Genomic DNA, 14,082 nt, shown 5'->3' with positions numbered 1-14,082 from the left:
CGCCGATGTAACCCGACGGCTCCTAGGACTTCACCTCGGCCACTGCCACCGCCTTCGGCGCCTTCTTCGACGCACGCCAGTTCTCGAAGCGTTGCACCACCACGAAGAACGCTGGCACGAACAGCACCGCAAGGCAGGTCGAGGCCAGCATGCCCGAGAACACGGTGATGCCGATCGACTTGCGCGCGCTGGCGCCGGCGCCGGTCGCGATCACCAGCGGCACCACGCCGAGGATGAAGGCGAACGACGTCATCAGGATCGGGCGGAAGCGGGCGCGCGCGGCTTCAACCGCGGATTCCAGCACCGGCTTGCCGTCGCGGCCGTGCAGCTCGAGCCCGACCTCGACGATCAGGATGGCGTTCTTGGCCGACAGCGCGATCAGGAGGATCAGGCCGATCTGGCAATAGAGGTTGTTGTCGATCTTCAGGCCGTTGAGGATCAGCATGGGGCCGAGCAACGACAGCGGCACCGCCAGGATCACCGAGATCGGTGCGTACCAGCTCTCGTACTGGCCGGCGAGCACGAGGTAGACCAGCAGCATGGCGAGCCCGAACACCCAGTAGATCTGGTTGGAGACGGCCTTCTCCTGATAGGACATCGCAGTCCATTCGTAGCCGGTGCCCGGTGGCAGCGTCTTGTCGGCGATCTCCTCCATCAGCTTGAGCGACTGGCCGGAGGAGTAGCCCTGCGCCGGCAGGCCGATGACGGTCGAGGACGGATAGAGATTGTAGAGGCTGATCAGCGAGGGGCCGGTGGCCGGCGTGATCGTGGCGACGGTGCCGATCGGGATCATGTCGCCGTTCGAGTTTCGCACCATCATGTTGGCGATGTCGCGCTCGGTGACGCGGAAGGCGGGATCGGCTTGGGTGTAGACCTGGAACACGCGGCCGAACTTGTTGAACTGGTTGACATACGACGAGCCGAGATAGGTCGACAGCGCCGCGAACACCTGGTCCGTCGTGACGTGCAGCGTCTGGGTCTTGATGCGGTCGATCTCGACGTTGAACTGCGGCACCGAGGAGCGGAACGAGGACTGCACCCGCTGCAGCGCGCTCTGGCTCTGGCCGTTGGAGACCATCGCGCCCGTGATGGCCTGGAGCTTGGCGAAATCGCTGTTGCCGTCGCGCAGCTCGACCTGCATCGAGAAGCCGGCGGCATTGCCGATGCCCTGGATCGGCGGCGGCGGCAGCACCAGCGTACGCGCCTCCATGATCACAGCGAGCTTGTCGTTCAGCCCGTAGACCAGCGAGCGCAGATCCTCGCCCGGTCCTTTGCGCGCGTCCCAGTCCTTCAGGATGATGTACGCGACGCCGGCATTGGCAAGGCTGGCGCTATTGTCGAGCGCGGAGATGCCGGCGATGGTGATGACCTGCTGGACTCCAGGCGTGTCCTTGATCAGCTCGCTCGCTCTATCGAGCACCTTCTGGGTCCGCTCCAGCGCGGCACCGTCGGGCAGTTGCACCGCGGCGATCAAATAGCCCTGGTCTTCGATCGGCAGGAAGCCGGTCGGCACCCGGGACAGGCCGTAGCCGCCGATTCCGATCAGCACCAGCGCGAATGCGACCGAGATCGTGGCATGCCTGCACAGGAAGCTGATCAGCTTCGTGTAGCCGCGCTCGACGCGGTCATAGACGGCGTTGAAGCCCCGGTAGAAGAAGTTGCGCTGCGCGGGCGGCACGGTCGGCCGCAGCCAGAGCGCACATTGCGTCGGCTTCAGCGTCGCCGCGTTGATGGCGGACAGGAGCGCGGTTGCCGCAATCACCAGTGCGAATTGCGAATAGATCCGGCCCGTGAGGCCCGCGAGGAACGAGGCCGGCAAGAACACCGAGATCAGCACCAGCGTGATGCCGACGATCGGCGCGAACAGCTGGTCCATCGCCTTGATCGCGGCGTCGTGGCCGTTCATGCCCTGCTCGATGTTGTGGGCAGCGCCTTCCACCACGACGATGGCGTCGTCGACGACGATGCCGATCGCGAGCACGATCGCGAACAGGGTCGACATGTTGATGGTGAAGCCGAGCGCGGCCATGGCGGCGAAAGCGCCGATGATGGTGACGGGCACCGTGGTCGCCGGCACCAGCATCGCGCGCCAGTCCTGCAGGAACACCAGGATGACGACCAGCACCAGAAGGCCTGCCTCGATCAGCGTCATGTAGACTTCGTGGACCGAGGCCTGCACGAATTTGGTGGTGTCGAACGGCGTGTCGTACTTCATGCCCTGCGGGAAGGCCTTCGCAAGCTCCGCCATCTTCTTTTCGACGGCCTGCTCGACCTGCAGTGCATTGGCGCCCGGCGACTGGAACACGCCGATGCCGGTGGCCGGCTGCTTGTTCAGGGAGAAGATCTGGCTGTAGGTCTGCGCGCCGAGCTCGACCCAGCCGACGTCGCGCACCCGCGTGACGTCGCCGCTGGTGCCCGATTTGACGATGATGTTCTCGAACTCGGTGGTATCGTCGAGCCTGCCGTTGACGTTGAGGGTGTACTGGAAGGCCTGACCCGACGGTGTCGGCGGTGCGCCGACCTGGCCGGCGGAGACCTGCTGGCTCTGCTGCTGGATCGCCTGGATGACGTCCTGCGGCACCAGGCCACGGACCTGCAGCTTGTTCGGATCGAGCCACACCCGCATCGAATACTGGCCGGCGCCGAACACGGTGACGTTGCCGACGCCGGGCAGGCGCGAGAGTTCGTCGCGCAGGTTGATGGTGGCGTAGTTGCTCAGATAAAGGCTGTCGAACGTCTTGTCGGGCGAGGTCAGCGTCACGAACAGCAGGATCGACGTCGACCGCTTTTGCACGGTGACGCCCTGGTTCTGCACCGACTGCGGCAATTGCGACAGCGCGCTGGAGACGCGGTTCTGCACCAGCACCTGCGCGAAGTTGAGGTCGGTGCCGATCTTGAAGGTCACGGTCAGCGTATAGGTGCCGTCCGAACCGCTGTAGGACTGCATGTAGAGCATGTCCTCGACGCCGTTGACCTGTTGTTCGATCGGCAAGGCAACCGTGTCGATCACGGTCTTGGCGCTGGCGCCGGGATAGCGCGTCGTGACCTGCACCGTCGGCGGCACCACGTCGGGATATTGCGCGATCGCGAGGTTGAACAGCGCGACGCCGCCGATCAGGATCATCAGCAGCGCGATAACGTTCGAGAGGACCGGCCGCTCGATGAAGAACTTTGAGATCATGGCAGGCGCTCCTACTTACTTGGCAGACGCCTGCGGCTGCTCGATCTTCGTCACCTGCGGATCGATCTTCTGGCCCGGTATCACCCGCAGCAGCCCTGCGGTCACCACGCGATCGTCCGGTTTCAAGCCGCTCTCGATCACGCGCAGGCCGTTGTCGACGGGACCGATCTGCACCTTGCGCTGCTCGACAACGTTGTCGCCGTTGACGACGAGGAGATAGCGGCCGCCCTGATCGCTGCCGAGCGCTGTGTCGGGCACGAGCAGGGCGTCCTTCTCCTGGGTGAAGGGCACGCGTACGCGGACGAAATAGCCGGGCAGCAGGACGCGCTTGTCGTTGGGGACGAGGCCGCGCACCGCGAGCGTGCCGGTCGACTGGGTGAGGGTCGGGGCGACATAGTCGAGCTTGCCTTCATGCGGATAGCCGGCCTCCGTCTGCAGGCCGACTTGAATCGGAAATTGCTTCATGTCGGCGGCGGTCAGCCCCCGGCGAGCGGCCTCGGCGCGGATGCGCAGCACGTCCTGCTCGTTGACGGTGAAGTTCACATAGATCGGGTCCATCGCGACGATGGAGGCGAGTTGAGTCGGCGAGGAGACCCCGACGAGTTCGCCGATCGAGACCATATGCGCGCTGACGACGCCGTCGAATGGTGCGCTCACCTTGGTGTAGCCGTAGTTGACTTCGGCGAGGCGGGTGTTGGCCTGGGCCTGCTGGAGGTTGGCCTGTGCGTTGTCGCGATTCGATGTCGAGCTATCGAGCGTGGCCTGCGAGACGGCCTGGCGCTGCACGAGATCGCTCTGCCGTTTGTAGTCGGCTTCCGCCTGCCGGAGCGAGGCCTGCGCGCCGGCCTCGGCCGCCTGCGCCTGATCGAGCTTGAGCTTGTAGGTCTCGGGCTCGATCGTGAACAGCTGGGTGCCTTGTTTGACGAACGCGCCGTCCTGGTAGTCGATCGATTGCAGGAATCCCTGCACGCGCGCGACGAGATCGACATTCTTGACCGGCGCGGTGTTGCCGGTGGCCTCGACATACCGCGTCACCGGGCGCTGCACGGGCGCGGCGACGTCCACCTTGGGCGGCGGCGGGGCGACGAACGTGTTCTTGTCCTCGCAGCCGGTGAGCGCGGCCACGGCCATCGCGGCGGCCAGTGCTCGCCCGACATGTCTCCACGCTCCGTTGCGCCGTGCGGGAGAGGCGGGATTCGCGCAGGTCATTCGGTGGCCCCCGGTTGCTGTCTGTCGGGGCGGGAGGCTACCAACAAATGCCCGAACGTGGAACACCATAGCCATGGCAGTCATCGGCCTTGCACGACAGCCTGCGCTGTGGCCTTTGGCAGTTTTGCCAGTCGCTGTGCCGCTCGGTCATCCCCAAGCGCTCACGTTCGTCGCCAAATTCATGAACGAGGCCGTGACGAACGGCACCTTGCGCAACGCCTATGTCAACAACGGCGGGCTCCTCACCATGAGGGTTTGATGTCCCGCCGCAAACTGCGACCTCAGCGCGGCTTGATCTCCGCATATTTCGCCATCGCCTTCTTGAATTTCCGCTTGAACAGCCACATTGCGCCAAGGATTTCCCGGAAGCTCGCCGAGGTGCGCGCCCGGTCGGCCTGTCCGAATGCGAAGATGCTGTTGTTGCGCAAGTGTTTCATGATGGTCGGACTGGACACCCTGTAGTTCAGGAGATCGCCCGACTTGAGCGCCGCCCGCGTCGGCGTGGGAATGATCTGGATCAGCTCGAACAGCTTCATCTGGTCGATGGGGTCGGGCAGCGTCTTCACGATTCCCGGGATCTCCCGGAAAATATCTGCATGCGCGTTCATCAGGCCGTCGCGCACGTTGGTCCAGTGATTGAAGCGATGATCGGTGCCGCGGGCCCGCGCCTCCTCTTTGTCGTCGCGCGCGCTCAAGTCGGGATCGGCCGCCGCGATCTCGCCCTTGATGGCCGCCCATTTCCTGCGGCCGTTGCGGTCCTCGGACGGGCCGGTCTGGAAGCTGCCCATATAGGTGTTCGAGCGCCCGTTGCGGACGTTCTGCTTGCCGTTGGTCTCGGCGAAGAACAGCCCGAGGCTGATGCGGCCTGCGGCTTCGGCGTGGTCAGGCGCAAGCCCCTTGGCGCGCGCGATCGCGACCGCGAGATCGACCACGTCCTTGAACGGCGTCGCCGAGTTCTGCGCGCCGGCCGGCGGCGCTTCCATGATGTCGAACAGCTTTGAGTATTCGTCGACCAGCGGCTCGATGTCGGCATCGAAATAGGCCGGTGGTATCTCGAACTTGTTGGGCCTGCCGATCCGCGACGGCATGGCATCGGTGAGATCCTTGTAAGCACTGATCACGGCGACGCGTGCCAGATACAGCGCCTGGCCCGGCAGGTTCGGCAGCGGCTGCTTGGCGTCGATCTGGCGGCGCCGCTCGGCAAGAATGGATTTGAAATCGCCGAGCGCACGCTCGTAGGTCGCAACCGCTTCCGATTGCCTGGCGGTGAGCGTTTGCGCCCGGCTCGGGACGAGCGTCGTGAGGAGCAGCCCAAGCGCCCCGATGGCGAGGAGTTGACGTCGTGCAGGCATGGCCGGTTCCCCCAACGATTCGTCGGTTGGGGGATCGTAGCCTAGTCGTTGGCTTCGGGCGGCAGGAAGTCGACCTCGTGCAGCGCCGAGATGCGCACGACCTCGGCCGGGTCAGTCAGGTCATGGAGCTGGTTGAACAGCGCCTCCAGCTTCTGCATCGGCGAGACCCAGAACAACGCGCGGGCCGGTTTGTCGGATTTGTTGAAATAGCCGTGCGGGATACCGCGCGGCAGGCGCACGAGGTCGCCGGCATGGGCCTTCACCCATTTGCCGTCAAGCTTGAGGTCGAGCGTGCCTTCCTGCACCAGGATGAATTCGTCCTGGGTCGGATGGATGTGCACCGGCACGAACTGGCCTGGATCGCTGTTGGTCTCGAACGCGAAGGTGGACTCGGTGACGGCCTTCGGGAAATAGACCTGGCCCAGGATGTTCCAGGTCTTGCCGCCATAGCCCGTACCATTCGCGGTGATGCCCTTTTCGAGTGCAGTCATGGCTCGTCTCCAATGGGATTGTAACTGAGACGAGTGTTGCGCAGCAGCCATGCGCTGTCCATGCGCAAGACTGGCACTAACGCCCGTCGCGCTCAGCCGCCTGCTTGCGCAGAAAGCTTTCGACATCGGCCTGCACCGAATAGGGCGTCGGAATCGGATCGCCAGCCGCGTCGACGGCGGTGTCGAGGGAGCGGCGCAGCATGCGCGCGAGCTCGGCCTTGCGGTAGGGTTTTGTCAGAAGCGGCGCGCCCTTGGTGGCGCCTCCCTGCGCATGCGGGGCGTCGTGGGCATAGCCCGATGTGAACAGCACCCGGAGCGAGGGGCGCGCCGCCACCATCTCGTCGGCGAGCTCTCGTCCATTCAAGCTGCCGGCCATCACGATGTCGGTGAAGAGCAGATCGAAAGGCGTGCCTTTGGCTGCGATGGCGAGCGCCTCGGCCGCATTGGCGGCCGGAATCACCTTGTAGCCGAGGCTTTCGAGCTGGACCGTGACGTACTGACGGACGTCACGGTCGTCCTCGACACAGAGGATGGTTTCCGTGCCGCCCACGACCTTGCGCTCGTCATAGCCGGTGGGGCGAAGCGTGCTCGCCTCCGCCTTCGGCAGGTAGATCGTGAAAATCGTGCCGCGTTCTTCTTCGGAGGCGACCTTGATGCCGCCGCCGGACTGCTTGATGAATCCGAACACCATGCTGAGCCCGAGCCCCGTGCCCTTGCCGACGTCCTTGGTCGAGAAGAAGGGATCGAAGATCCGCTCCAGAATGGCTGGCGGAATGCCGGTGCCGGTGTCGGCGATCTCGATCTCGACATAGTCGCCGGCATAGCCGGCCCCGACCGCCACGGCCTCGCGGACGCCGAACACGACGTTGCGCGTCGTCAGCGTCAGTCTGCCGCCGTCCAGCATCGCGTCGCGAGCGTTGATCGCGAGGTTGAGAAGCGCCGAGCTCAATTGGCCGCGATCGACCAGGGCGAGCCAGATGTTGCCGTCGAGCCGGGTCACGATCTCGATCTTCTTGTCGAAGGTTGCCCGAAGCAGCTTTGCGAGTTCTTCGAGCAGTTCGTTGACGTCGCTCTCGGACGGCTTGAGCGCCTGCTTGCGGGCAAAGGACAACAGGCTCGACGTCAGCGCGGCGCCGCGATCGGCCGCGTCGCTGATCAGCTTGGTGATGGTCGCGAGCGGCGGATTATCCTTCACGGCATCGGCGAGGATCTCGATCGTGCCCGTGATCACGGTGAGCATGTTGTTGAATTCGTGGGCGATGCCGCCGGTGAGCTGGCCGACCGCCTCCATCTTCTGCGCCTGGATCAGTTGCTCCTCGGCGGCGCGCTTCCGGGTGACGTCCTTGACGAAATTGTTGATGAGGGTGCGTCCCCCAATGTGGAGCGCCGTGCTGGACGCCTCGATCAGGATCTCGTCGCCGTCCCGGTGCAGCAAGGTCGCTTCGAACCGGATGCCGATCGGCGTATCCGACAGTTCGGGCAGCAGCCGCATCATGCGTTGCCTGAAGCCGTCGCGCAGCGGCTCGGCGATCAGGAGGTTGACGACGTCGGTGCCGAGCGCCTCCTTGCGCGTCCATCCGGTCAGGGCCTCGGCCTGAAGGCTCCATTCCAGCACGATGCCGTTCTGGTCGGTCTGAACGAAGGCATCGAGCGCGGTCTTGATGACGGCTTGCGTCATCTGTGCGCTGGCCCGCGCCTGCTCGGCCAGTTGCGCGGCGGCACGTTTTTCCTGCGCGGTTTCGATCGCCCGCGTGCACAGACGAGCGAGCAGGACGGCAATGGCGCCGCTTGCGAGCAGGGCGACAATCTGGGCAATGCCAAACCCGATGCCGGTCGCGGCATAGGAGACGAGGAGAGCCGCCGCGGTCACGATGACCTGCGCGGCCATCGCGAGTGTCAGAAGCCCCCTGAGTTTCATGGTCTCACACCAACGCGTCAGTCGCGGACCCCCGTGTCCGCCCTGCCAATGTCCGGCTCCACGTGAGCTACGGATGTGAGCTACAGATTCCGCGCGGCGGCGTCGAGGGGCAATTTGCGGTGGTGCCGGGTGGGGTAGCGTTTCAACCTGCCGGCGAATCGGTCTGGCGCAGCGTCGTCACCCAGATCACGCGGGCCGTCTGCTGGGTCGGGTTGTCGAACATGTGCGGTACGATGCTCGGAAAGCGAAAGCTGTCGCCGGCCTCGAGCAGATGGGCCTGGTTGTCGAGCCACAGTCGCAGGCTGCCCGAGAGGATGTAGCCCGCCTTCTCGCCGGTGTGCTGCAGGAAGTCGGTGCCGGACGAGGCGCCGGGATTGAGCGTGAGCTCGTAGAATTCGAGCTGGCCTTTGTCTGCCGGCGTCAGCGCTTCCTTGACGACGCCGCTGGCGGTGAGCCGCAGCAGGCGCCGGCTGTTCTTGCGCACGATATAGCGCTGCACGTCGGCGGGATCGGTGGTCTCGAAGAAATAGGAGATGGGAACGTCGAGCGCGATGCTGAGCAGGCGCAGCGTGCGTATCGACGGCATGGCGCGCGCGCGTTCGAGCTGGCTGATCATGCCGTTGGAGAGGCCGGTCTTGTTGGCGACGTCCTGGATCGACAGGCCCGCACGCTGCCGCAGTAGCCGCACGGTCTCGCCGAGGCGCTGGTCGACCGCATCGTCGGCTTCGATCGCCGGGGCATCCTTCGGATCGTTGATCTCGCCGCGACCATCCATGTCGCTCTCCCATGCATCATCTCAGCCCGGACAACGCGGTCCGGAGCTTCAGTCGAAGTGAAAAGGTCGCGCATCCTAGCAATACGATTGACAGCTGTATTTAGTCGTGATGAACTTTTGATAGAAAAATTTAGAAGCACTAAAGCCCACTCCTGTCCCTTTGCCGGGGATCTCGGGGGCGCGGGAGACGGTGCCACGTGCGACAACGGAGAGTGGTCATGGCGGACGACACCGGGAAGTTCGACGTTGGGGCACTGCATCTTGGCAATCCGAATCGCCGTCAGATCTTTCAGCTCGGCGCGGGCGCCGCGGCGGGATGGACGCTTTCAGGCAACGCATTCGCGCAGACCGAACGCCCGACCCATCCGCCTGACAAGCCGCGCGGGCAGGTGATCGCGGCGCTGTCGCAGGAGCCGACGGTCTTTCATCCCCTGATGCCGGGCATCGAAGTCGATCAGGGCATCTGGTGGCAGGTGTTCTCGCCGCTCTGGTTCATCGATCCCGATGGCAAGTTCGTTCCCGACCTGGCCCGCGAGGTCCCGACGATCGAGAATGGCGGCCTCTCGGCTGACGGCCTGACCTGGAAGATCAAGCTCCGCAGCGACGTGAAATGGCACGACGGCACGTCGTTCACGGCCGACGACGTCAAGTTCTCGCTCGAGCTGATCAACAATCCCGATTTCCGCGCGCGCAGCCGCGTCGGCCATAGCCTCGTGAAGGACATCAAGGTCGTCGCGCCGGACGAGATTCACTGGCGCATGGAAGCTCCCTATTCGCCCTATATGTCGATCCTGGGATCGCTGACCTTCATCGTGCCTAAGCACATTTTGGAGAAGGTGACCGATCCGAACGCCTCGCCGTTCCACAATGCGCCTGTCGGCACCGGACCGTTCCGCTGGGGCGAGCGCGTGCCGGGCGACCACATTCAGCTGAATGCCCACACCGGCTATCACGGCAAGGGGCCGTATGTGGAACGCGTGGTGTTCAAATACATTCCAGATCTCACCGTGCTCTACACCCAGTTCCGCACCGGCCAGGTCGACTACACCGGCCTGCAAGGCATTTTGCCGAACTTCGTGCAGGAGGCGAAGACGCTGAAGGGCCGCAAGATCTTCGTCTCCTCGACGTCCTCGGTCGAGCACATCGCGCCCAATCTGGAGTTCGGCGCGCTGGCGGACCGCACCGTGCGCGAGGCGCTTTATCTCGCGATCAACAAGCAGGCGATCATCGACGCCCTGAACTACGGCTTGCCGACGCAGACCGAAAGCTTCGTGCCGCAACAGGCCTGGTCGTTCCAGCAGGGACTGCCGCAGCACAAATACGATCCGGCCAAGGCCAACACGCTGCTCGATGCGGCCGGTTGGGTTCGCGGCGCCGGCGGCGTGCGCGAGAAGGGCGGCGTCAAGCTCGAATTCGCCAATTCCACGACGTCGGGCAACGCGGTACGCGAGCAGACCCAGCAGTTGCTGATCCAGGACTGGCGCGCGATCGGTGCCGCGATGCGCGTCAACAACATGCCAGCCGCCGTGATCTGGGGCGACTTCTGGCAGCAATCGAAATTCAACTCGGTGATCGTGGGGGTGAATTTCATGCTCGGCAGCGACCCCGATGTGACGCCCCGCTTCGGCTCCGGCGCCATTCCAGCCAAGGGCGGCCGCGGCTACAACACCTATCAGTATCGCAACCCGGAGGCGGATCGGCTTCTCGCAGAAGGCGCCAAGCAGTTCGATCAGGCGCAGCGCAAGACGACCTATGGCAATCTGCAAAAGCTGATCCGCGACGACCTCGCGATCCTGCCGCTGTTCCAGGGCTTCATCGCCGAAGGCGTGAAGGAAGGGCTGCAAGGCTTCCGTCCCAACATCAACATGTCGATCAATTGCTGGAACATCCGCGAATGGTATTGGGCCTGATGGTTCAGGTGCGCGAGATCGCCTGAGATGGCCCGTTACGTCGCCAATCGCCTGGCGCAGGCGATCATGTTGCTGGTGATCGTGTCCGCGATCGGCTTCGCCATCCTGCATCTGGCGCCCGGGGGCCCGCTCTCGCAATTCGCGGCGTCCGCGCAGATGATGCAGGAGGATCTCGATCGCGTTACGAAGCAGCTCGGGCTCGATCGTTCGCTGCCGATCCAGTATCTCGACTGGTTCGGCCGGATGCTGAGGGGCGATTGGGGCCGCTCGTATCGCGACGGCGAATCGGTGCTGGCGGTGATCTCGTCGCATCTCGGCGCTACCCTTGAGCTAATGGCGACGGCGACCATCATCGCGGTGCTGCTCGGCTGCTGGATCGGCGTGCTCGGTGCGTTGCGCCGTTATTCGCTGTTCGATTCGCTCGCAACCGTCGGCGCCATGATCGCGCTGTCGATCCCGACCTTCTGGTTCGGCCTCGTCACCATCTATGTCTTCTCGGTGAAGCTCGGCTGGCTGCCGGCCGGCAACCGGCAGACCGTCGGCGACGGCTCGCCGCTCGATCTGCTCCATCATCTCATCGCGCCGGCGCTGGTGCTGGCGCTGGTGGAGACCGCGATGTGGGGCCGCTTCATGCGCTCCTCGATGCTCGAAGTCATCAACCAGGACTACATTCGCACCGCGCGCGCCAAGGGCATGCCGAAATGGCGGATCCTTACGGTTCACGCCCTGCGCAACGCGCTGCTGCCGATGATCACGGTGGGCGGCCTTCAGTTTCCGACGCTGCTCGGTGGTGCACTGGTCGCCGAGACCGTGTTCACCTGGCCCGGCATGGGCCGGCTGTTCCTCGATTCGATCGGCTATCGCGACTACCCCGTGGTGATGGGCATTTTGATGTTCTCGGCGATCATGGTGCTGATCGGGTCGCTGCTCGCCGACATCCTTTATGCCGTCGTCGATCCGCGCATCCGGGTGGGCTAGGGATGGCGACTGCGGCCCTCTCCACCAATCAACTTGCACCGGGCCAGGCGGCGTGGCGGCGCTTCCGCCGGCACCGCCTTGCGCTCGCGGGCGCGTTGATCATTCTGCTTCTCATCCTCGGTTCGGCATTCGGCCCGTACCTCCTGCCGTTCGACGACACCTATATCGACATCATGAAGCGGTTCGCACCGCCGCTGTCGGGCGCACACATCCTCGGCACCGACGAACTCGGCCGCGACGTGCTGGCGCGGCTGATGATGGGCGCGCGTGTCTCGCTGTCGATCGGCTTCGTCGCGATGGTGATCGCGATGGCGGTGGGCATCGTCGTCGGCGCCTTCGCCGGCTTCTATGGCGGCGTCATCGGCGCGGTGCTGATGCGGCTCGTCGATGCCATGCTGTGCTTTCCGACCATCTTCCTGCTGCTTGCGCTCGCGGCGCTCATCGAGCCCGGCTACGTCACCACGACCGTGCTGATCGCGGCAACCGCCTGGATGTGGGTGGCCCGCGTCGTCGAGGCCCAGGTGCGCTCGCTGCGGGAGCGCGAGTTTGCGGTTGCTGCCCTCGCGTTCGGCTCGTCGAACCTGCGGATCATGTTCCGCGAGCTCGTACCCAATGCGATTGCGCCGATCGTGGTGGCGGCGACGCTGAACGTCGCCAAGGCAATTCTGCTGGAATCCTATCTCAGCTATCTCGGTTACGGCATCCAGCCGCCGGCCGCGAGCCTCGGCAACATGCTCAACAACGCGCAGATCTATCTCACCAGCGCGCCCTGGCTCGCGATTGCGCCGGGCCTCGCCATCACGCTGGCGGTGACGAGCTTCAACTTCCTCGGCGACGGCTTGCGCGACGCGCTCGATCCGCGAATGAACATCCCATGATCTGCAAACCAGCGACGAGCCGAGCTGTCGCGATCGAATTGAATATCTGGAGTGTCCCATGTCCCCGCCGCTCACCCGCATAAACAGTGACGAACGCCTGCCGGCGCAGGTGGATGTCGTCGTCATCGGCGGCGGCGTGATCGGCGTTTCCGCGGCCTATCATCTCGCGAAAAAGGGCCTCTCCGTCGCCCTTGTCGAGAAGGGCCATGTCGGCGGCGAGCAGTCGAGCCGCAATTGGGGCTGGTGCCGCCAGCAGGGGCGTGCGCGTGAGGAGATCCCGCTGGCCCGCGAGGCGCTGCGCCTGTGGGAAGACATGCAGAACGATGCCGGCGTCGATGCCGGCTTCCGTCGTACCGGCGTGCTGTTCCTGACCAAGAGCAAGGACGAGCTCGCCAGCTGGGAGCGATGGGCCGCAACGGCGCGCGAGATGCAGGTCCACTCCACGGTGCTGACGCCGGCGGAGGTCGCCGAGCGCCTGCCCGGCAACGCCGAGGCATGGGTCGGCGGCCTGCACACGCCGAGCGACGGGCGCGCCGAGCCGTCGATGGCGGTGCCGGCGCTTGCGACCGCCGCGCGAAAGCACGGCGTCACCATTCATCAGGGCTGCGCCGCGCGTGGGTTGGAGACGCAAGGCGGACGGGTGAGCGCCGTCGTCACCGAGAAGGGCATCATTCGCACGCAATCGGTGCTGCTGTCCGGCGGAGCGTGGTCGTCGCTGTTCTGCCGCCGCCACGGCATCGAGCTGCCGATTGGCCTCGTCAACGCCACCGCGTGCCGGACCACGCCGGGGCCGGAGATCACCTCCGGCGCGCTCGGCACCGATTTCTATTGCATCCGCCGCCGCCTCGACGGCGGCTTTACGCTGGCGCTACGCAACCGCGGCACGGTCGAACTGTCGCCCGATCTGTTCCGCTATGCGCGGACCTTCTGGCCGACCTATCTGCATCGCAAGAACGGGTTGAAACTGTCGTTCGGCAAATCCTTCTTCGACCAGCTCATGCGCGGCACGAGCTGGAGCCTGGACAAGCCGTCGCCGTTCGAAACCGAGCGCGTGCGCGATCCCGCGCCTGACATGTCGCTGGTCAATGCCGCGCTGGCTTCGCTGATCAAGTCGAATCCTGAATTGAAGGACATCGAGATCGCGGAAGCGTGGGGCGGTACGATCGACTGCACGCCGGATACCATTCCGGTGATCTCGCCGGTCGACGCGATGCCCGGCTTCTTCCTGGCCACCGGCTTCTCCGGCCACGGCTTTGGCATCGGCCCTGCGGCCGGCAAGCTCGCCGCCGACATCGTGACGGGCGCGACACCGCTGGTCGATCCCGCGGCCTACAGCCACAAGCGCCTGATCGACGGCCGCCGGCTCGCGCCGGTCAGCCCGTTCTGAGGG

The 14,082-nt window shown here is 64.9% G+C and carries 11 protein-coding genes; 5 read left to right on the top strand and 6 right to left on the bottom strand.

From position 1 onward, the window contains the following. Window positions 1-22: 22 nt before the first annotated feature. Both BRA471DRAFT_RS28765 and BRA471DRAFT_RS28760 read right to left on the bottom strand, forming a co-directional pair. Window positions 23-3,181, bottom strand: coding sequence for an efflux RND transporter permease subunit (locus tag BRA471DRAFT_RS28765; protein ID WP_007613750.1), 3,159 nt, complete (start codon window positions 3,179-3,181; stop codon window positions 23-25). A 15-nt stretch (window positions 3,182-3,196) separates the two neighbouring features. Then, on the bottom strand, window positions 3,197-4,390 hold the full coding sequence (locus tag BRA471DRAFT_RS28760; protein WP_007613748.1) for an efflux RND transporter periplasmic adaptor subunit: 1,194 nt from the start codon (window positions 4,388-4,390) through the stop codon (window positions 3,197-3,199). Between the two features lie 73 nt (window positions 4,391-4,463). Between BRA471DRAFT_RS28760 and BRA471DRAFT_RS38530 the strand changes: the two genes are divergently transcribed. Next, on the top strand, window positions 4,464-4,649 hold the full coding sequence (locus BRA471DRAFT_RS38530) for a hypothetical protein (RefSeq protein WP_063995145.1): 186 nt from the start codon (window positions 4,464-4,466) through the stop codon (window positions 4,647-4,649). A 22-nt stretch (window positions 4,650-4,671) separates the two neighbouring features. On the opposite strand, the gene BRA471DRAFT_RS28755 is transcribed toward BRA471DRAFT_RS38530, so the two are convergent. The 4 genes from BRA471DRAFT_RS28755 to BRA471DRAFT_RS28740 all read right to left on the bottom strand — a co-directional run bounded on the left by BRA471DRAFT_RS28755 (window position 4,672) and on the right by BRA471DRAFT_RS28740 (window position 8,926). Continuing rightward, a complete protein-coding gene (locus tag BRA471DRAFT_RS28755) occupies window positions 4,672-5,742 on the bottom strand; it encodes a hypothetical protein (protein ID WP_007613747.1) in 1,071 nt (356 codons plus the stop codon). A gap of 41 nt (window positions 5,743-5,783) precedes the next feature. Beyond that, window positions 5,784-6,233, bottom strand: a complete 450-nt coding sequence (locus BRA471DRAFT_RS28750) for a cupin domain-containing protein (RefSeq protein ID WP_007595617.1) — start codon at window positions 6,231-6,233, stop codon at window positions 5,784-5,786. A gap of 76 nt (window positions 6,234-6,309) precedes the next feature. Next, a complete protein-coding gene (locus BRA471DRAFT_RS28745; RefSeq protein ID WP_007613746.1) occupies window positions 6,310-8,151 on the bottom strand; it encodes an ATP-binding protein in 1,842 nt (613 codons plus the stop codon). Between the two features lie 142 nt (window positions 8,152-8,293). Then, window positions 8,294-8,926, bottom strand: a complete 633-nt coding sequence (locus BRA471DRAFT_RS28740) for a cupin domain-containing protein (protein ID WP_007613745.1) — start codon at window positions 8,924-8,926, stop codon at window positions 8,294-8,296. Between the two features lie 218 nt (window positions 8,927-9,144). Between BRA471DRAFT_RS28740 and BRA471DRAFT_RS28735 the strand changes: the two genes are divergently transcribed. From BRA471DRAFT_RS28735 to BRA471DRAFT_RS28720, 4 genes are read left to right on the top strand one after another with little or no spacing between them, the layout of a single operon-like run. After that, the gene (locus tag BRA471DRAFT_RS28735) at window positions 9,145-10,836 is read left to right on the top strand and encodes a peptide ABC transporter substrate-binding protein (RefSeq protein WP_007613744.1); all 1,692 of its coding nucleotides are present in this window, start codon (window positions 9,145-9,147) and stop codon (window positions 10,834-10,836) included. Window positions 10,837-10,863: 27 nt separating this feature from the next. Further along, window positions 10,864-11,814 carry an ABC transporter permease gene (locus tag BRA471DRAFT_RS28730; RefSeq protein WP_007613742.1) on the top strand — a complete coding sequence of 317 codons (951 nt, stop codon included), beginning with the start codon at window positions 10,864-10,866 and terminating at the stop codon, window positions 11,812-11,814. A 2-nt stretch (window positions 11,815-11,816) separates the two neighbouring features. After that, window positions 11,817-12,692, top strand: a complete 876-nt coding sequence (locus BRA471DRAFT_RS28725) for an ABC transporter permease (RefSeq protein ID WP_007613740.1) — start codon at window positions 11,817-11,819, stop codon at window positions 12,690-12,692. Window positions 12,693-12,750: 58 nt separating this feature from the next. Further along, window positions 12,751-14,079: an FAD-binding oxidoreductase gene (locus BRA471DRAFT_RS28720; protein WP_007613739.1), complete on the top strand. Its 1,329-nt coding sequence runs from the start codon at window positions 12,751-12,753 to the stop codon at window positions 14,077-14,079. Window positions 14,080-14,082: the final 3 nt, after the last annotated feature.

This window comes from Bradyrhizobium sp. WSM471, assembly GCF_000244915.1.
Classification (GTDB): Bacteria; Pseudomonadota; Alphaproteobacteria; order Rhizobiales; family Xanthobacteraceae; genus Bradyrhizobium.
The sequence above is the reverse complement of the archived record's forward strand: the minus strand, read 5'-3'. Positions and strand labels throughout refer to the sequence as shown.

Bases quoted from the DNA above. Each gene is read 5' to 3' on its own strand.
- BRA471DRAFT_RS28730 (WP_007613742.1), top strand. From the start codon at position 10,864: ATGGCCCGTTACGTCGCCAATCGCCTGGCGCAGGCGATCATGTTGCTG.
- BRA471DRAFT_RS28745 (WP_007613746.1), bottom strand. From the start codon at position 8,151: ATGAAACTCAGGGGGCTTCTGACACTCGCGATGGCCGCGCAGGTCATC.
- BRA471DRAFT_RS28765 (WP_007613750.1), bottom strand. From the start codon at position 3,181: ATGATCTCAAAGTTCTTCATCGAGCGGCCGGTCCTCTCGAACGTTATC.
- BRA471DRAFT_RS28760 (WP_007613748.1), bottom strand. From the start codon at position 4,390: ATGACCTGCGCGAATCCCGCCTCTCCCGCACGGCGCAACGGAGCGTGG.
- BRA471DRAFT_RS38530 (WP_063995145.1), top strand. From the start codon at position 4,464: ATGGCAGTCATCGGCCTTGCACGACAGCCTGCGCTGTGGCCTTTGGCA.
- BRA471DRAFT_RS28725 (WP_007613740.1), top strand. From the start codon at position 11,817: ATGGCGACTGCGGCCCTCTCCACCAATCAACTTGCACCGGGCCAGGCG.
- BRA471DRAFT_RS28720 (WP_007613739.1), top strand. From the start codon at position 12,751: ATGTCCCCGCCGCTCACCCGCATAAACAGTGACGAACGCCTGCCGGCG.
- BRA471DRAFT_RS28755 (WP_007613747.1), bottom strand. From the start codon at position 5,742: ATGCCTGCACGACGTCAACTCCTCGCCATCGGGGCGCTTGGGCTGCTC.
- BRA471DRAFT_RS28740 (WP_007613745.1), bottom strand. From the start codon at position 8,926: ATGGATGGTCGCGGCGAGATCAACGATCCGAAGGATGCCCCGGCGATC.
- BRA471DRAFT_RS28735 (WP_007613744.1), top strand. From the start codon at position 9,145: ATGGCGGACGACACCGGGAAGTTCGACGTTGGGGCACTGCATCTTGGC.
- BRA471DRAFT_RS28750 (WP_007595617.1), bottom strand. From the start codon at position 6,233: ATGACTGCACTCGAAAAGGGCATCACCGCGAATGGTACGGGCTATGGC.